Genomic DNA, 17,491 nt, shown 5'->3' with positions numbered 1-17,491 from the left:
ACCAGTGCGTCCCAGGTGAGTGAGCAGCCTGGGACATGCTGCCTTCATCTGAAGTGCCACGTCCACAGAATGCAAAGGGACTGACATGTCCATTCTGGTGAACAAGAACACCAAGGTCATCACGCAGGGTATGACCGGCGCCACCGGCACCTTCCACACCGAACAGGCGCTGGCCTATGGCACGCAAATGGTCGGCGGCGTTACGCCGGGCAAGGGTGGCACGACCCATATCGGCCTGCCCATGTTCGACACGGTTGCCGAAGCCAAGACGAAGACCGGCGCTGACGCTTCGGTCATCTACGTGCCGCCGCCGTTCGCGGCTGATTCGATCCTGGAAGCGATCGATGCGGAAATCCCCCTGATCGTCTGCATCACGGAAGGTATTCCGGTGCTGGACATGGTTCGCGTGAAGCGTGCCCTGTCGGGTTCGAAGTCGCGTCTGATCGGTCCGAACTGCCCCGGCGTCTTGACCCCCAATGAATGCAAGATCGGCATCATGCCCGGTTCGATCTTCTCCAAGGGTTCGGTCGGCGTCGTATCGCGTTCCGGCACACTGACCTATGAAGCCGTGTTCCAGACCACTAACGCGGGCCTGGGCCAGACCACCGCAGTCGGCATCGGCGGCGACCCGGTCAACGGCACCAACTTCATCGACGTGCTGGAACTGTTCCTGGCCGACGACGCCACCGAATCGATCATCATGATCGGTGAAATCGGCGGCGACGCGGAAGAACAGGCTGCCCAGTTCCTGATCGACGAAGCCAAGCGCGGCCGCAAGAAGCCGATGGCTGGCTTCATCGCTGGTCGCACGGCGCCTCCGGGCCGCCGCATGGGCCATGCCGGCGCGATCGTGTCGGGCGGCAAGGGCGACGCGGAAAGCAAGATCGCGGCGATGGAAGCGGCCGGGATCAAGGTTGCCGCCAGCCCGTCCGAACTGGGCTCGACACTTGTCGAAGTTCTGAAGGGCTAAGCAAAGGCAGACAAGGTGGCCGGGCTGCACCCCGGCCGTCTTGATACCCGCTTCGCGACTGCACGCGGTCGGCATGGGACTTAAGGCATGGGTTACGAGAACCAGGACTTTGAAATGGAGCGCGGGCCGAGCTGGGCACGCCCCAATTGGCCTCTGGCGGACACTGATGATCTGACCGGTGCGCTCGATCCGACGCAGATGCAGGTGGCGGTGAAGGCTGCCGCCAAGGCTGCGGGCAGGCCGGTTTCGGACGCGGATGCGGTCAGCGCGGCAGATGACGCGATCCGCGCGCAGCTGTTGATCCGGACCTATCGCGTGCGCGGCCATCTGGCGGCCAATCTCGATCCGTTGGGCCTCGTTCAACGGGATCTGCCTGCCGACCTGACGCCCGAATATCACGGCCTTAACGACGTTGATAAAAAGATCTATCTCGGCGGTACTCTGGGCCTGCAATATGCCACGGTAGGCGAGATCGTCGCGATCCTGCGTGCCAATTATTGCGGCAATGTCGGCCTGGAATATATGCACATAGCCGACGTGGAAGAGCGTCGGTTCCTACAGGACCGGCTGGAAGGCAAGAACAAGGAAATCCACTTCACGCCCGAGGGGAAGAAGGCGATCCTGTCCAAGGTGATCCAGGGCGAACAATACGAAAAGTTCCTTGGCCGCAAATATGTCGGCACCAAGCGCTTCGGTCTGGATGGGGGCGAGTCCATGATCCCCGCGCTTGAAGCCATCATCAAACATGGTGGTGCGCTGGGCGTGCGCGAGATCGTTTACGGCATGGCCCATCGCGGCCGTTTGAACGTGCTCGCCAATGTGATGGCCAAGGGCTTCCGCGTCATCTTCCACGAATTTTCGGGCGGCACCGCCAACCCTGAGGATGTCGGCGGTTCGGGCGACGTGAAATATCACCTCGGCACCTCCACCGACCGCGAATTTGACGGCATCAAGGTGCACATGTCGTTGGTGCCTAACCCGTCGCACCTCGAAACCGTCGATCCGGTGGTTCTGGGCAAGGTCCGCGCGCAGCAGACCTTCCGCGATGACCTTGAAAAGCATGAGCAGGTGCTGCCGGTTCTGATCCACGGCGATGCGGCCTTTGCTGGTCAAGGCATCGTTTGGGAATGCCTCGGCTTCTCCGGCGTTTCCGGTTACAATACCGGCGGCTGCATCCACTTCATCGTCAACAACCAGATCGGTTTCACGACGAGCCCGCAATTCTCGCGCGGTTCCCCTTATCCGAGCGATGTGGCGAAGGGCGTTCAGGCTCCGATCCTGCACGTCAATGGCGACGATCCGGAGGCGGTGACCTTCGCCTGCAAACTGGCGATCGAATATCGCCAGACCTTCCATCGCGACATCGTGATCGACATGTGGTGCTATCGCCGCTTCGGCCACAATGAAGGTGACGAGCCGAGCTTCACCCAGCCGCAGATGTATGCGAAAATTCGCCAGCATCCTCCCGTCAGCGACGTCTATTCGGCGCGGCTGAAGGCAGAGGGCGTGGTTGACGATGATTTCGTCAACAAGGTGACGGGCGATTTCGTCAACCATCTGGAAGAAGAGTTCGAGGCGGCAAAGAGCTACAAGGCCAATAAGGCCGATTGGTTCGCCGGTCGCTGGTCGGGCCTGCACAAGCCAGCCGACGCGGAAACCGCCCGCCAGAATGTGGAAAGCGCGATCAGCCAAAAGCTGTTCGATAGTCTGGGCAAGACACTGACCACCGTTCCCGAAGGTCTGAACGTCCACAAGACGCTGAAGCGCGTGATCGACGCCAAGGCGGAGATGTTCAAGAACGCTGTGAACTTCGACTGGGCGACCGGCGAAGCGCTGGCTTTTGGCTCGCTGCTGTCGGAAGGTTATGGTGTTCGTCTGTCGGGGCAGGACTCGGGACGCGGCACCTTTAGCCAGCGTCACGCGGTCTGGGTCGATCAGGACAGCGAGAATAAATATATCCCGCTTTCGACCGTGCCGCATGGCCGCTTCGAGGTGCTGGATTCGCCGCTTTCCGAATATGGCGTGCTTGGCTTTGAATATGGCTTTGCACTGGCTGACCCCAAGAGCCTCGTGCTGTGGGAAGCGCAGTTCGGCGACTTCGCCAACGGCGCGCAGATCGTGTTCGACCAATATATCGCCTCGTCGGAAACCAAGTGGCTGCGCTCCAACGGCCTCGTCTGCCTGCTGCCGCATGGTTATGAAGGGCAGGGGCCGGAACACAGCTCGGCGCGTCTGGAACGCTTCCTTCAGCTCTGTGCGGAAGGGAATATCCAGGTCGCGAACATCACGACCCCGGCCAATTATTTCCATGTCCTGCGTCGTCAGATGCTGCGCTCCTTCCGTAAGCCGCTTATCATAATGGCGCCGAAGTCGCTGCTGCGGCACAAGCTGGCGGTGAGTAAGGCCGAAGACTTTGTGGGTGAGACGCATTTCAAACGCATCCTGTCCGATCCCCATGCCGCAGCGGATGCCGATACGAAGCGGCTGGTTCTGTGCTCGGGCAAGGTTTTCTATGACCTTATGGAAGCGCGCGACGCGGCAGGTGATAAAGATGTGCAGATCCTTCGCATCGAGCAGATCTATCCCTTTGCCACGGAAGCATTGGCCACGCGCATCAAGCGCATGACGAAGCTTGAAGAGGTGGTCTGGTGCCAGGAAGAGCCGCGCAACAATGGCGCCTGGTTCTTCGTTGAACCTTATGTCGAGGAAGCGCTGGCGCAGGCAGGGAAGGCGCCGATGCGCGCGCGTTATGCGGGCCGCAAGGCTGCCGCTTCGCCCGCCACGGGCCTCGCCAAGCGCCACGTCGCCGAACAGGGCGCCCTTGTAGCCGATGCGCTGGGTCACAGCGTTCGTGAAGAAATCCGCCGCCAGAAGAAAGGCTGACACAGCTCATGGCAACTGAAGTCAAAGTCCCCACGCTGGGCGAATCCGTTACCGAAGCGACCGTTGGTCAGTGGCTGAAGAAGCCCGGCGAGGCGGTGAAGGCCGATGAACCGATCGTCAGCCTGGAAACCGACAAGGTGGCGGTGGATGTGCCCGCACCGGTCGCGGGAACCTTGGGCGACATCATCGCCAAGGAAGGCGACACGGTGAACGTCGGCGCGCTGTTGGCGATGATCAACGAAGGCGTTGCCGCCGCTGCGCCTGTGGCTGCCCCGGCTTCCGCTCCGGTTGCCAAGGCAGAGGCTGCGACGCCTGCTCCTGCGACTTCGGCGCCTGCCGATGAGGATGAGGGTGGGAATCTGACTCTGTCGCCAGCCGTTCGCCGCCTGGTGCTGGAGCATGGACTCGACCCGAGCAAGATCAAGGGCACCGGCAAGGACGGCCGCCTGACGAAGGATGATGTGATGGCCGCCGTGGCTGCGGGCACGGCCAAGGCGACGGCGTCGGCACCGGCCGCGGCGCCAGCTGTCGAGGCGCCTGCTGCTGGCCCGAGCCGTCGTCAGGAGCGCGTCAAGATGACGCGCCTGCGCCAGACGGTCGCCAAACGCCTGAAGGAAGCACAGAATAACGCGGCGCTGCTCACCACCTATAATGACGTCGACATGACAAATGTCATCGAAGCGCGCGCGAAGTATAAGGACCTGTTTGAAAAGAAGCATGGCGTCCGCCTGGGCTTTATGGGTTTCTTCACCAAGGCCGTCTGCATGGCGCTGCGCGACATTCCAGGCGTCAACGCGCAGATCGAGGGTGACGAGATCGTCTATAATGACTTCGCCGATATTTCGGTGGCCGTGTCGGCCCCGAACGGTCTGGTCGTGCCGGTGATCCGCAACGCTGAAAGCCTTAGCGTCGCCGACATCGAAAAGACGATTGGCGGCTTTGGCAAGAAGGCCAAGGAAGGCACGCTGACCATGGAAGATATGAAGGGCGGAACCTTCACCATCTCCAATGGCGGCGTCTTCGGTTCGCTCCTGTCGAGCCCCATTATCAACCCGCCCCAGTCAGCGGTTTTGGGCCTGCATCGTATCGAGGACCGTCCGGTCGTCCGTGACGGCCAGATCGTCATCCGTCCAATGATGTATCTGGCGCTCAGCTACGACCATCGCCTGATCGATGGCCGTGAAGCGGTGACCTTCCTCGTCGCGGTCAAGAACGCGATCGAGGATCCGACCCGTCTGCTGATCGACCTCTAAAGATCAACCTTTCATTCCGTTCGGGCTGAGCCTGTAGAAGCCCTGTCCTTTCTAGGGGACGAAAGAAAAAGTAATGCCCTCTGGCAGGCTCAGGGCGAACGGAGATTGAGATGGCTGACTTCGATTATGACGTCCTGGTGATCGGCGCGGGTCCGGGGGGCTATGTCGCGGCCATCCGCGCGGCTCAACTGGGTCTCAAGACTGCGTGCGCCGAGAGCCGTGAGACACTGGGCGGCACCTGCTTGAATGTCGGCTGCATTCCGTCGAAGGCTCTGCTTCACGCGTCGGAGCTTTATGAGGAGGCCGCAGGTGGCGCGCTCGCAAAGCTGGGCGTCAAGATCGACAAGATGAGCCTTGATCTGGATACCATGCAGGGCCAGCGCAAGGATGCCGTGAAGGGCCTAACGGGCGGCATCGAATTCCTGTTCAAAAAGAACAAGGTCGACTGGTTGAAGGGCCGGGCCAGCTTCACCGGCGCGAACACGGTCGATGTTGCGGGCAAGGCTGTGACCGCGAAGAATATCATCATCGCGACGGGTTCCTCCGTGACGCCGCTGCCGGGCGTCGAAGTGGACAACGACAAGGGCCTGATCGTCGATTCAACCGGCGCTCTGGAACTGGACAAGGTTCCGGATCACCTCGTCGTCATCGGCGGGGGCGTCATCGGGCTGGAATTGGGTTCGGTCTGGCGCCGTCTGGGCTCGAAGGTGACGGTCGTCGAATTTCTCGATCAGATCCTGCCGGGCATGGATGGCGAGGTTCGCAAGGAAGCGAACAAGATGTTCAAGAAGCAGGGCTTTGAATATAAGCTCGGCACCAAGGTCACGGGCGCCAAGGCGCATAAGAAGGGCGTCAGCCTGACGGTTGAACCCGCTGCGGGCGGGGCTTCGGAGACGATCGAGGCCGATGTCGTGCTGGTGTCGATCGGCCGCCGTCCCAATACCGACGGGCTGGCTCTGGACAAGATCGGCCTTGAACTCAACGCGCGCGGACAGATCGAAACCGATCATGACTTTGCGACCAAGGTCCCCGGTGTTTGGGCCATCGGCGATGTGATCCCCGGCCCGATGCTGGCGCATAAGGCTGAGGACGAGGGCATCGCCGTTGCGGAGAACATCGCCGGGTTGACCGGGATCGTGAACCACGCGGTGATCCCGTCGGTGGTCTATACCAAGCCTGAGATTGCAGGCGTCGGCCTTACCGAGGAAGCCGCCAAGGAACGCGGTGCGGTCAAGGTCGGCAAGTTCCCGATGATGGCGAACAGCCGCGCCAAGACCAATCATGAGCCCGACGGCTTTGTGAAGGTGATCGCCGATGCGGAAACCGACCGGGTCCTGGGCGTGTGGATCATCGCGACCGTGGCTGGCACGATGATCGCGCAAGCGGCACAGGCGATGGAATTCGGCGCATCGAGCGAGGATATCGCCTATACCTGCCACGCGCATCCGACGCATAGCGAAGCGATCAAGGAAGCCGCGATGGCGGTCATGGGCAAACCGATCCACATGTGATCGGCGCCTTTGGCGAAGTTGGAAAGGGCCGCCGCTGTGCGGCCCTTCTGCTTTTCAGGCGCTGGCGATGCGTGGCGTGGATGCCGCCGCTATGGTTGGCGAGGATAGCGCGCGCCGGATGCAGACGCGGTTCCGGCCACGCGCCTTCGCATCATAGAGTGCTTCGTCAGCGCGAGCGATGGTGTCGTGGATTGACGTGTCGCTGCGTTGAGTGGTCGATAGGCCAAAGCTGGCAGTCAATGGACGGCTGAGCCGCAGTTGCGTTGCAATCGTCGTCGTGAAGCCTTCGCGCAGCTTGTTCGCGATCTCCGCCGCATGTGCTGCATCGATGCCTGGCAGGAACAGGACGAATTCCTCTCCACCGAAGCGGGCCACGACCGCGCCCTCCGGAGCCATTGTGGTCAGAAGACGAGAAAGCGCCCGGATCACCTGATCGCCGGATGCGTGACCATATTCGTCATTGATGGTCTTGAAATGGTCGATGTCACAGACAATGAGACTTCCTGCGGGCAGCTCATCCGATTGCCTACGCTGGATGGCGTCATCGAATCCCCGACGATTGAACAGGCCGGATAACGGATCGACCATGGCTTCCCGCTGGTAGCGGCTCAGTATGTCGATCACCTGAGTCGCAAGAGCAGCGAACGCGAGAAACAAGCCGAATATGCATGCCAGCGCCTGCATCAAAAAGGCATATTCGCTGGTGAGGAAGTCGCCATTCTCCGACAGCGTGAGCGGGACAGTGGTGCCGCGAACGAAATTATCCAATGCGACGAGCGACGCAGCGGCGAACAACGTCCGATCGGCCCCTGTACGCAAGTGATCCTTCGCCGCGACAAGGGGAAGTCCGATCAGGAGAAAGCAGCCAAAGTCCGAGGCGACCAGCTCGAGCGGCAGATTGTCCATCGCATAGGCGAGGATGCACAGCAGGATCGAGCCGCCCCAGATCATCAGCCGCGCCATCAGAAGCCAGGATGGTCGCCAGCGTTGCAACAGGGCCTGACCGAAAAGCAGGAACCCGGTGGCAAACAGCAGATCAGCAATAATGCTCCAGACAGGGTCTGGGATTGCGGCAAAACCAACGGGTGCCGCAAATCCTGCGGCGACGCAGGAGAAGGCCGCGCTCCACCAGGCAGCGGCTCGCACGTGCCAGTTACAGATGATCAGGAACGCGATGCCAAAGCTGGCCATCATGATCGGCAGGAAGAAAGCGAAATTTTCTCCCATGCTGACCGCCTTTACCTGCTGTTACCCTGAAGATCGACAGCACGAAGCCGCCGTTGGGGCGGCGGTATAAGCCTTTGTTTAAAAAATACTTCCAAAATCGACGAGATGTTCATCCGCTATGGATCAAACGGCCGACGATCAGCCTGGCCAACCTTCGAGAAGCGGCATCAGTTCATCGAAATGATCTATGACCGCGTCTGCTTCCAATTGTTCGACGGGGCCGTCGAGGAAGCCGAAACTGACCGCTATGCTTGGTACTCCCGCGTTACGAGCACCCGCGATGTCGTTGATCGTGTCGCCGAGGAATATCGTGCGGCCGCCGCCAGCGCGCGCGATCATCTCGTGGATCGGCGCTGGGTCCGGCTTTGCTACGCCAAGCGTGTCGCCGCCAATGACGCTGACGAAGCGTTCGGAAAGGCCGATCTGATGGAGCAGGGGAATGGTGAAGCGTTCTGCCTTGTTCGTGCAGATCGCGAGTTTCACGCCTGCGCTGTCCAACGCCTCCATGGCGCCCATGAGGCCGGGATAGAGAACCGAATGGATGGCGAGATTCTGCTCATAATAATCGAGCAACGTCGGCAGCATCTGAGCCAGCAGGGCGTCATCATAGCCGCCCGATGCGGTTAGCGCCCGTTCCAGCATGACTTTCGCGCCCTTGCCCACGAACGGGCGGATGGCATCGACGGGAAAAGGCGGGCGGCCATCGGTCGCGATCGCGTAATTGACTGCCGCGGCGAGGTCGCCGCTCGTGTCGAGCAAGGTGCCGTCGAGGTCGAAACCCACTATATCGAAGGGAATGCTGGTCATGCGCGGCTCATGCGGCCTCTCCGGTGGCAAAGGCAAGGCAAACGTGGCAGAGAGCGATCAGATTCATAACCTTCCTGCTAAAGAGGACGCGTTCCGCCGTGACCGCCACCCGCCCACTCGCCATCATCATCCTTGCCGCCGGGCAGGGCACGCGCATGAAGTCCGCCAAGCATAAGGTGCTCCATCCGGTCGCGGGTCGGCCAATGTTGCTGCACCTGTTGGCCAGCGTCGCGGAGCTTCAGCCCGAGCGGCAGGTCGTCGTGGTTGGCGCGGGCCGCGAGCAAGTGGAAGCCGCTGTCGCCGGAACAGGCGCGGTGATCGCCGTGCAGGAGCAGCAATTGGGAACTGGCCATGCTGTTGCCCAGGCGCATGACGCGCTTGCCGGTTTCGCTGGTGACATATTGATCCTCTATGGCGATGTGCCGCTGGTGCGGGCAGAGACCATGCGGGCCATGCTGGACCGTTTGAACCTGGGTGATGACCTGCGCGCCGTGGTGCTGGGCTTCAGGCCGGAGGACGCGGGCGCCTATGGGCGGATCATCACCAGTGGGCAGGGCATCATCGACAAGATGGTCGAATATAAGGATGCCGACGCGGCCGAACGAGCCGTGACGCTGTGCAACTCCGGACTTATGGCTGTGCGATCGACCGACCTTTTTGTCCTGCTCGACAAGATCGGCAACGACAATGCGGCAGGCGAATATTATCTGCCCGACATCATCATGCTGCCCGGCGCTCAAAGTGCCGTCATCGAAACCGAGGCTTGGGAAGTGGCTGGCGTGAACAGCCGGGCGGAGCAGGCCGTGATCGAGGCTGCCTGGCAGGACCGGCGGCGCAGCGAGGCGATGCGCGATGGCGTGACGCTGGTAGCGCCGGAAACCGTGTTCTTCGCGCATGACACTGAACTGGGCCGCGATGTCATGGTCGAGCCCAATGTTGTATTCGGGCCGGGCGTGACGGTGGCTGATGATGTGGTCATCCACGCCTTCTCGCACATCGAGGGCGCAACCATCTCCAAGGGTGCCGAGATCGGCCCCTATGCGCGACTGCGTCCCGGAGCCCAAATTGGCGCAAAGGCGAAGGTCGGCAATTTCGTCGAAATCAAAAAGGCGGAACTGGGCGAAGGCGCTAAGGTCAACCACCTGTCCTATATTGGGGATGCTACCATCGGGGCAGGCGCCAATGTGGGCGCGGGTACGATCACCTGTAACTATGATGGCTTCTTCAAATATAAGACGGAAATCGGCGCGGGGGCGTTCATCGGCTCCAACAGTGCGCTGGTAGCTCCGGTCAGGATCGGCTCAGGCGCGATCGTCGGGGCAGGGAGCGTGGTGACCAAGGAGGTAGAGGCGGACGCTCTTTGCCTCGTCCGGCCCGCGCAGGAGGGCAAGCCCGGATGGGCGGCGCGTTTCCGCGCTGGCATGCAGGCGCGTAAAGCGGCCAAGTGAAATCCCCGTTCAGTCGTGGCGGATGCTTTTGGGCGCTGCTTCTGCTTGGCCTGATCGCGGCAGGCTCTTGCATCTGGCTTTTCACCAATGCGCGGGCTACGCCCATGGTGCGCCGGATAGACATTGCGCTGCCATTTCCGGAAGGCGCGCCGCGGCGGCCGGTAACGGTCGCCCTGATGACCGACTCTCATTTGTCGGGACCGGATAACAGTCCGGACAGAATGGCGCGGATCGTTCGTCAGGTGAACGGACTGAAGCCAGATCTTATCCTGCTGGGCGGGGACTATATCGGCGATCATAAGGGCGGTGCGGTTTATGATCCGCAAGCGAGTATCGCGTCTTTTTCAGCTCTTCGTGCGCCAATGGGTGTGGTGGCGGTACTCGGCAATCACGACGCGCGCCGTTACGCGAAGATCAGCCGCACCCAATGGCGCGCCCTTTTTCGGCGGATCGGGATCATCCTTTTGACCGACCAGGCGGTGCGCCGGGGGCCGCTGGTGATAGGCGGGTTGCGCGATATTTACACCGATCGCCCGGATGTCCCCGCCGTGTTAGACGAGATGAAGGATATCGGCGGCGCGCAGATAGTCCTTTCCCACGGGCCTGACGTTTTTCCCTCCCTGCCCGACAGGCCGTTGCTGGCAATGGTTGGGCACACGCATTGTGGTCAGGTGGCGCTGCCCTTTGCGGGGATCGTCTATGTGCCGTCTCGCTTCGGCACCCGCTATGCTTGCGGGGTCTATCGTGACGATGCGAAATCCATGATCGTGTCGGCGGGGATCGGCACCAGTGGCCTGCCGATCAGACTGCTCTCGCCGCCCGATGTCTGGTTGGTTACAATTCGTCCAGAATGACTGTCTACCCTGTCGCTGTTCCGTCGATCATGGCATAGGTGGGCGCGGAACGGGTTGGTCGTTTGTTTGCATAGCTTTGAGGCTCAGGATTCATGTGCGGTATCATCGGTATCATCGGTAAGGACGATGTGGCGGAGCGTTTGGTCGATGGGCTGAGGCGTCTGGAATATCGCGGCTATGACAGCGCGGGTGTCGCGACTGTCTATGAGGGCGCGATCGAGCGGCGGCGGGCGGAGGGCAAGCTTGCCAATCTGGTGAAGGAATTGGCGGATAATCCGCTGCCGGGGACGACCGGGATCGCGCATACCCGCTGGGCGACGCATGGGGCGCCGACGACGAACAATGCGCATCCGCATGCGACCAATGAAGTGGCGCTGGTGCACAATGGGATCATCGAGAATTTCAAGCCGCTGCGGGAAGAACTGACCGGCCGGGGACGCCGTTTCGATAGCGAAACGGATACGGAAGTTGTCGCGCATCTGGTGAGCGAGTTGGTCGAGCAGGGCGCGTCGCCGAAGGACGCGGTGGCGCAAGTTCTTCCCCGCCTGCATGGCGCCTTTGCGCTGGCCATCCTGTTCCGCAGCCATCCCGGCATGCTGATCGGCGCGCGGCTGGGGTCGCCGCTGGTCGTGGGCTATGGCGAGGGTGAGACCTATCTGGGCTCCGACGCGCTAGCGCTGGCGCCGTTGACCCAGCGCATTGCCTATCTGGAGGAGGGCGACTGGGTCGTCATCACCGCAGAGGGTGCGGAGATTTTTGACAAGGACAACAACCCTGTCGAGCGGCCAATCACCATTTCCGGCGTGACCGGCGAGTTGATCTCCAAGGGCAATCACCGCCACTATATGCTCAAGGAAATCTACGAGCAGCCGGTGGTCGTCGCTCAGACGCTGAAGTCATACCTTCAGCGGATGGAAGACCGGGTGTCGCTCCCCATTCCGGATTTCGACCTGGGGGCGATCCGCCGCGTCACCATCGTTGCGTGCGGCACCAGCTATTATGCGGGGATGGTCGCCAAATATTGGGTGGAGCAATTCGCTCGCGTCCCCGTCGATATCGATGTGGCAAGCGAGTTCCGCTACCGCGCGCCCGTGATGGAGGATGGCGGGCTGATGATCGTCATCAGTCAGTCGGGCGAAACCGCTGATACGCTGGCCGCGCTCCGCCATGCCCGTAGCGAGGGGCAGAAGATCGCGGCGGTCGTCAATGTGCCCACCAGCACCATGGCGCGGGAGGCTGATCTGCTGTTGCCGACCCATGCCGGGCCGGAAATCGGTGTCGCGTCGACCAAGGCCTTTACTTGCCAGCTGGCTGTTCTGGCGGCATTCGCGGCGAATCTGGCGCGGGCCAAGGGGCGACTGGATGCGAAGGGCGAGAAGGAGCTGGTCCGTCACCTCGCCGAAGCGCCTGCCGCTCTTAACGGCGCGCTGGCCTATGACGAGTCGATCGAGGGCATGGCGCACCTGATCGCGGGGGCGCGGGACGTGCTCTATCTGGGCCGGGGTCCGGATTATCCGCTGGCGCTGGAAGGGGCGCTGAAGCTCAAGGAAATCAGCTATATCCACGCCGAAGGCTATGCGGCCGGCGAGATGAAGCACGGGCCGATCGCGCTGATCGATGACAAGGTGCCGGTGATCGTTCTGGCGCCGAGCGGACCGCTGTTTGAAAAGACCGTCAGCAACATGCAGGAAGTGCAGGCGCGCGGCGGCAAGGTGGTGCTGATTTCCGACTATGACGGCGTGAAGGCGGCGGGCGAGGGCTGCATCGCTACGATCACCATGCCCAAGGTCCATCCGCTGATCGCACCGATGGTCTATGCGGTGCCGGTGCAACTGCTCGCCTATCATGTGGCGGTGGCGAAGGGGACCGATGTCGATCAGCCGCGCAATCTGGCAAAGTCCGTCACCGTCGAGTGAAGGGATAGCGATCACGAATGTGGTGGTTGAAAAAGCCGCCCTTCGAGGTCGCTTTGGTCATCTCTGTGGCCAGATTTTCCGGCACATCGAAATAGCTGTAACGCTTCCCGCTGACGAACTGGACGTCCAGCCGGTGTTCGGCGGCGTCATAGTGAAATTCGCGAATGGCTGTCGATGGCACGGCTTATGTAATGATCGATGGCTGAAGATGTTTCATGTTCGAGCGGTGGTGTGGTTTCGATCCCGTGCAGTTGTCCTTTCTCGTCGTCCCAGCGGCAAGCTGGGAGCTCGTGAGGCGAGTTCGAGTGCCATCGACCGAGATGCCAGCGTGCGCTGGCATGACGAAATGAGGAGGGTCGGCTGGCGATCAAAATTGGCCGTCACCCGGGAAAGCTCGCTTCCAAGAAACTGTCATTCAGATCGCGCTCAACCTATAGATTGAGTTAAGAGCCCTTCACTATTAGCACCACCGCCATGAGCCGTTTTTGGAGCCAGTTTGTTCACGATCTCCAGCCGTATGTGCCGGGAGAGCAGCCTCCTATTCCGGGCTTAGTGAAACTTAACACTAATGAATTGCCAATGGGACCGGCCCCTTCTGTGCTGACGGCGATCAGGCAAGAGGCTACTTCTACTCTCAGATTGTATCCTGACCCTCAGTCATCAGCCTTGCGGGATGAGATTGCCGCTTATCATGAGGTGGATGGCGACCAGGTTTTTGTAGGCAACGGTTCTGATGAGGTACTGGCCCACACCTTTGCTGGCTTGCTCAAGCACGATGCGCCGATACTGTTCCCGGACATCACCTACAGCTTCTACCCTGTCTACTGTCGCCTGTACGGGATCGAGTACGAGACGGTGCCGCTGGACGTGGGATTTCACTTGCGCGTTGATGAGTATCGCCCCGGTAACGGCGGGATCATATTTCCTAATCCTAATGCACCCACAGGCATCGCCGTCAGCCTTGCGGAGATTGCTCGTCTGCTGGAACGGCATCCAAACGTGCCGGTGGTAATTGACGAGGCTTATGTCGATTTCGGTGGAGAGACGGCGATCCCGCTCATCGCCGATCATCCTAATCTTTTGGTCGTTCGCACCATGTCCAAGTCGCGTGGACTGGCGGGACTGCGTGTCGGCTATGCGGTTGGCGATCGAGCCTTGATCGAGGCGCTTGTGCGAGTGAAGGATAGCTTTAACTCATACCCGATCGATCGTTTGGCTCAAGTCGGTGCCATCGCCTCACTGCGCGACGAAGCCTATTTCCAGCTGTGCCGAAAACAAATCATGCAGGCGCGCGATGTAATGGTCGATGGCCTCGAAGCGCTCGGATTTGGAGTCCTGCCATCAGCAGCCAATTTTGTATTGGCATGCCATCCCCGGCACGATGGAGCTACGCTCGCGGCGCGCCTCCGCGAAGCGGCTATACTTGTGCGGCATTTCAATTTGCCTCGCATCAGCAACTATCTCCGCATTACGGTAGGAACCGACGAGCAAATTCGTCTGCTGCTGAACAGTTTAGAGAGAATAACGCTTCGCCGCGACTAACTGACGGACGTTCGCAATGCGCTTGAAGATACCGCTCACCGAACTGTCTCCTGACCACCCATCCAAGACATTCCTGTGCATGAGCTAGGGAGCGAAAGGTAGCCACGCTCGCTTTTTTCACCCACCGCCAGGCGCATTGTGGCCTCCAGCGGGCACCGGGCCGCCGCTCGGCGCATGGGCATGATCGGGGCTGCTGTCCCAGTCGATATGATAAAGGTCGAAGCGGCGATCGCGGAGGTTGCGCACCGTGCCTTCCGCTCGCGCCCAGCTGAGGTCGGCTAGGTTGACGTCGGCCATGGTCAGCGTTTCGACATTCTCGGTGGACTCCGCCGCTATGCCGTCCCGGGCGAAGGGTAGGTCGCAGGGTGTCAGGATGGCGCTTTGCGCATATTGAATGTCCATATTGTCGACGTTGGGCAGATTGCCGACATTGCCGGACATGACGACATAGCATTGGTTTTCGATCGCCCGCGCCTGCGCGCAGTAGCGCACGCGCATATAGCCGAGGCGCGAGTCGGTGCAGAAGGGAACGAAGATGATGCGCGCGCCCTGATCCACCAAACGGCGCGCAAGTTCGGGAAATTCGCTGTCATAGCAGATGAGGACGCCGATCGGGCCGCAATCGGTCTGGATCACGTCCAGCGAATCGCCGCCCTTGATGTTCCACCAGAAAGCTTCGTTGGGGGTCGGGTGGATCTTTTCCTGCGTGTGGACCGATCCATCGCGCAGGGCGACATAGGCGATGTTCTGGATGTCGCCATCGTCGGCGCGCGTCGGGTGGGAGCCGCCTATGATGTTGATATTATATTCCAGCGCCATGCGCGTCAGTTCCTTCGTCAGACGCGGTGTGTAGCCGGTGAGCTTGTCTATCGCTTCCAGTGGCGACAGTTTCTTAGTTTCGAAGGAGAGTAGGGGGAGGGTGAACAGCTCCGGGAAGACGATGAAGTCGGAACGATAATCTGCTGCAACATCAACGAAATATTCGATGTTGCGGATAAATTCATCGAAGTCGGCGACGGCGCGGGCCTGAAGCTGGCAGGTGGCTAGGCGAACGCTCTCGACGCCGCGCGGCACCCGCATTTCGGGCGCTTCGTCGGGATCGACATAAGGGTTGCGCCACACCAGATGCGCGGCGTGGCCGTCGGATTGCTTGTCTTCGGGCAGATAGTTTTCGAGGACGCCGAGTGGTTCGAACTGGTTCTTGAGCTGGAAGCTGATGACCTGATCACGCAGCCTGCCCTGGACCACCTTGTCGAGGTAATCGGCGGGGCTATCGACCCGGCGTTTCGCGCGAGCATAGCCCGGCATGCGGCCCGCGATGACGATGCCGTGCAGGTCCAGCTCTTCGGCCAGTTCCTTGCGCTCGTCATAGAGCCGCTGGCCGATGCGAAGTCCGCGCAGCTTGGGATCGACCGCCATTTCATAGCCATAGAGCCATTCGCCAGCCGCGCTGTGCCGGGTGCCGAAGCCGTTGGCGGTGATTTCTTCCCAATCGTGGAAGGAAAAGGCCATTGACCGGCTGACGCGCATGGTCGCGCAATAGCCGACGATTTTGTTGTCGTAGAGGGCGACGAAGCAGCCGTTCGGGAAATTGTTGATCTGGCCGCGCAGGGTTGCCAGCGAATAGTTGGCCATGCCGGGATAGACGCGCGCGATCAGCCTTTGGATGCCGCGAACGTCGGCGGGCACCGCAGTGCGGACCTCCAGCCGTTTGCGTGTTGCTGTCGTCATCGCCGATCTCCCGCCATGGAAAAGGCGGCGCCGTTGGACGGCACCGCCTTATTCCGTTTCCGTACTGAATGCCTAAAAGGCTGGATCAGTTCCAATTGCCCATGGCGGTTTCGAGGTTCGCGCGGATCGCCTCGAAGAACTGCTCGGTGGTCATCCATGCCTGATCCGGACCGATCAGCAAGGCAAGATCCTTGGTCATCGCGCCGTTTTCCACGGTTTCGATGCAGACCCGCTCCAGCGTTTCGGCGAACTTCGTGACTTCCGGGGTGTCGTCGAACTTGCCGCGATAGGCCAGGCCCTGCGTCCAGGCGAAGATCGACGCGATCGGGTTGGTCGAGGTCTGCTTGCCCTGCTGGTGCTGGCGATAGTGGCGGGTGACGGTGCCGTGCGCGGCTTCTGCCTCGACGGTCTTGCCATCGGGCGAGAGCAGGACAGAGGTCATGAGGCCCAGCGAGCCGAAGCCCTGCGCGACGGTGTCGGACTGAACGTCGCCGTCATAGTTCTTGCAGGCCCAGACGAACTTGCCGCTCCACTTGAGGGCGGAGGCGACCATGTCGTCGATCAGGCGATGTTCGTAAACGATGCCCTTCGCGTTGAACTGATCGGCGAATTCCTTGTCGAACACTTCCTGGAACAGATCCTTGAAGCGGCCGTCATAGGCCTTGAGGATCGTGTTCTTGGTCGACAGATACAGCGGCCATCCGCGGTCGAGCGCATAGTTCATGCTGGCGCGGGCGAAGTCGCGGATCGAATCGTCGAGATTGTACATGCCCATGGCGACGCCCGGGCTGGGGAAGTTGAAGACGTCTTTCTCGATCTTCTCGCCGTTCGCGCCGTCCCAGACCATGCGCAGCTTGCCGGGGCCGGGAACCAGGAAGTCGGTGGCGCGATACTGGTCGCCGAACGCGTGGCGGCCGATGACGATGGGGTCGGTCCAGCCTGGAACCAGGCGGGGCACATTCTTGATGACGATCGGTTCGCGGAACACGACGCCGCCTAGGATGTTGCGGATCGTGCCATTGGGCGACTTCCACATTTCCTTGAGGCCGAATTCCTCGACGCGCGCTTCGTCCGGGGTGATGGTGGCGCACTTCACGCCGACCCCATATTGCTTGACCGCATTGGCGCAATCGACGGTGATCTGGTCGTTGGTTTCGTCGCGCTTTTCGACGCTCAGGTCATAATATTTGAGGTCGATGTCGAGATAGGGGAGAATGAGGCGCTCACGGATCCACTGCCAGATGATCCGCGTCATTTCGTCGCCGTCGATCTCCACGACCGGGTTTTTGACCTTGATCTTCGCCATGCGCCTCTTCGCCTTCTTCGTTTGGATGCAATTGCGACACGCC

General features: G+C 60.8%; 13 protein-coding genes. 8 read left to right on the top strand and 5 right to left on the bottom strand.

Annotated features, from left to right (window positions below; genetic code table 11):
• Positions 1-85 precede the first annotated feature (85 nt).
• The 4 genes from sucD (at position 86) to lpdA (ending at position 6,617) form a co-directional block, all read left to right on the top strand.
• Positions 86-970: a succinate--CoA ligase subunit alpha gene (gene sucD, locus ACZ5TB_RS06520; RefSeq protein ID WP_449473339.1), complete on the top strand. Its 885-nt coding sequence runs from the start codon at positions 86-88 to the stop codon at positions 968-970.
• An 87-nt stretch (positions 971-1,057) separates the two neighbouring features.
• Positions 1,058-3,853, top strand: a complete 2,796-nt coding sequence (locus ACZ5TB_RS06515) for a 2-oxoglutarate dehydrogenase E1 component (RefSeq protein WP_464792444.1) — start codon at positions 1,058-1,060, stop codon at positions 3,851-3,853.
• An 8-nt stretch (positions 3,854-3,861) separates the two neighbouring features.
• Positions 3,862-5,106 (top strand): 2-oxoglutarate dehydrogenase complex dihydrolipoyllysine-residue succinyltransferase, encoded by a 1,245-nt coding sequence (gene odhB, locus ACZ5TB_RS06510; RefSeq protein WP_464779873.1) that lies wholly within the window; start codon positions 3,862-3,864, stop codon positions 5,104-5,106.
• A 110-nt stretch (positions 5,107-5,216) separates the two neighbouring features.
• Positions 5,217-6,617: a dihydrolipoyl dehydrogenase gene (gene lpdA, locus ACZ5TB_RS06505; protein WP_464779872.1), complete on the top strand. Its 1,401-nt coding sequence runs from the start codon at positions 5,217-5,219 to the stop codon at positions 6,615-6,617.
• Between the two features lie 54 nt (positions 6,618-6,671).
• Here lpdA and ACZ5TB_RS06500 read toward each other — a convergent pair whose 3' ends face one another.
• Positions 6,672-7,844, bottom strand: a complete 1,173-nt coding sequence (locus tag ACZ5TB_RS06500; RefSeq protein WP_464792443.1) for a GGDEF domain-containing protein — start codon at positions 7,842-7,844, stop codon at positions 6,672-6,674.
• 138 nt (positions 7,845-7,982) lie between these two features.
• Positions 7,983-8,651: an HAD family hydrolase gene (locus ACZ5TB_RS06495; protein ID WP_464792442.1), complete on the bottom strand. Its 669-nt coding sequence runs from the start codon at positions 8,649-8,651 to the stop codon at positions 7,983-7,985.
• Between the two features lie 155 nt (positions 8,652-8,806).
• Here ACZ5TB_RS06495 and glmU point away from each other — a divergent pair, with 155 nt between their 5' ends.
• The 3 genes from glmU (at position 8,807) to glmS (ending at position 12,869) form a co-directional block, all read left to right on the top strand.
• Positions 8,807-10,099, top strand: a complete 1,293-nt coding sequence (gene glmU / locus ACZ5TB_RS06490) for a bifunctional UDP-N-acetylglucosamine diphosphorylase/glucosamine-1-phosphate N-acetyltransferase GlmU (protein WP_464792503.1) — start codon at positions 8,807-8,809, stop codon at positions 10,097-10,099.
• A gap of 104 nt (positions 10,100-10,203) precedes the next feature.
• Positions 10,204-10,953, top strand: a complete 750-nt coding sequence (locus ACZ5TB_RS06485; RefSeq protein ID WP_464792441.1) for a metallophosphoesterase — start codon at positions 10,204-10,206, stop codon at positions 10,951-10,953.
• Positions 10,954-11,045: 92 nt separating this feature from the next.
• A complete protein-coding gene (glmS, locus tag ACZ5TB_RS06480; RefSeq protein WP_464792440.1) occupies positions 11,046-12,869 on the top strand; it encodes a glutamine--fructose-6-phosphate transaminase (isomerizing) in 1,824 nt (607 codons plus the stop codon).
• Here glmS and ACZ5TB_RS06475 read toward each other — a convergent pair.
• Positions 12,856-13,050, bottom strand: a complete 195-nt coding sequence (locus ACZ5TB_RS06475) for a KTSC domain-containing protein (protein ID WP_464792439.1) — start codon at positions 13,048-13,050, stop codon at positions 12,856-12,858. The two genes, glmS and ACZ5TB_RS06475, sit on opposite strands and share 14 nt — an antisense overlap.
• Positions 13,051-13,343: 293 nt before the next feature.
• On the opposite strand from ACZ5TB_RS06475, the gene hisC reads away from it, so the two are divergent.
• The gene (gene hisC, locus ACZ5TB_RS06470) at positions 13,344-14,411 is read left to right on the top strand and encodes a histidinol-phosphate transaminase (protein WP_464792438.1); all 1,068 of its coding nucleotides are present in this window, start codon (positions 13,344-13,346) and stop codon (positions 14,409-14,411) included.
• A 117-nt stretch (positions 14,412-14,528) separates the two neighbouring features.
• Here hisC and ACZ5TB_RS06465 read toward each other — a convergent pair whose 3' ends face one another.
• Complete coding sequence (locus tag ACZ5TB_RS06465; RefSeq protein WP_464792437.1) at positions 14,529-16,142, bottom strand: GNAT family N-acetyltransferase; 1,614 nt, start codon at positions 16,140-16,142, stop codon at positions 14,529-14,531.
• 85 nt (positions 16,143-16,227) lie between these two features.
• Complete coding sequence (locus ACZ5TB_RS06460) at positions 16,228-17,448, bottom strand: NADP-dependent isocitrate dehydrogenase (protein WP_464792436.1); 1,221 nt, start codon at positions 17,446-17,448, stop codon at positions 16,228-16,230.
• Between the last annotated feature and the right edge of the window lie 43 nt (positions 17,449-17,491).

This window comes from Sphingobium sp. TomTYG74 (genome assembly GCF_055393875.1).
The sequence above is the reverse complement of the archived record's forward strand: the minus strand, read 5'-3'. Positions and strand labels throughout refer to the sequence as shown.

What these genes read in the sequence shown, in the direction of transcription:
- ACZ5TB_RS06465 (WP_464792437.1), bottom strand. Translation starts at nt 16,142, where the DNA reads ATGACGACAGCAACACGCAAACGGCTGGAGGTCCGCACTGCGGTGCCC.
- ACZ5TB_RS06495 (WP_464792442.1), bottom strand. Translation starts at nt 8,651, where the DNA reads ATGACCAGCATTCCCTTCGATATAGTGGGTTTCGACCTCGACGGCACC.
- ACZ5TB_RS06460 (WP_464792436.1), bottom strand. Translation starts at nt 17,448, where the DNA reads ATGGCGAAGATCAAGGTCAAAAACCCGGTCGTGGAGATCGACGGCGAC.
- hisC (WP_464792438.1), top strand. Translation starts at nt 13,344, where the DNA reads ATGAGCCGTTTTTGGAGCCAGTTTGTTCACGATCTCCAGCCGTATGTG.
- glmS (WP_464792440.1), top strand. Translation starts at nt 11,046, where the DNA reads ATGTGCGGTATCATCGGTATCATCGGTAAGGACGATGTGGCGGAGCGT.
- sucD (WP_449473339.1), top strand. Translation starts at nt 86, where the DNA reads ATGTCCATTCTGGTGAACAAGAACACCAAGGTCATCACGCAGGGTATG.
- lpdA (WP_464779872.1), top strand. Translation starts at nt 5,217, where the DNA reads ATGGCTGACTTCGATTATGACGTCCTGGTGATCGGCGCGGGTCCGGGG.
- ACZ5TB_RS06500 (WP_464792443.1), bottom strand. Translation starts at nt 7,844, where the DNA reads ATGGGAGAAAATTTCGCTTTCTTCCTGCCGATCATGATGGCCAGCTTT.
- ACZ5TB_RS06515 (WP_464792444.1), top strand. Translation starts at nt 1,058, where the DNA reads ATGGGTTACGAGAACCAGGACTTTGAAATGGAGCGCGGGCCGAGCTGG.
- odhB (WP_464779873.1), top strand. Translation starts at nt 3,862, where the DNA reads ATGGCAACTGAAGTCAAAGTCCCCACGCTGGGCGAATCCGTTACCGAA.
- ACZ5TB_RS06485 (WP_464792441.1), top strand. Translation starts at nt 10,204, where the DNA reads ATGGTGCGCCGGATAGACATTGCGCTGCCATTTCCGGAAGGCGCGCCG.
- glmU (WP_464792503.1), top strand. Translation starts at nt 8,807, where the DNA reads ATGAAGTCCGCCAAGCATAAGGTGCTCCATCCGGTCGCGGGTCGGCCA.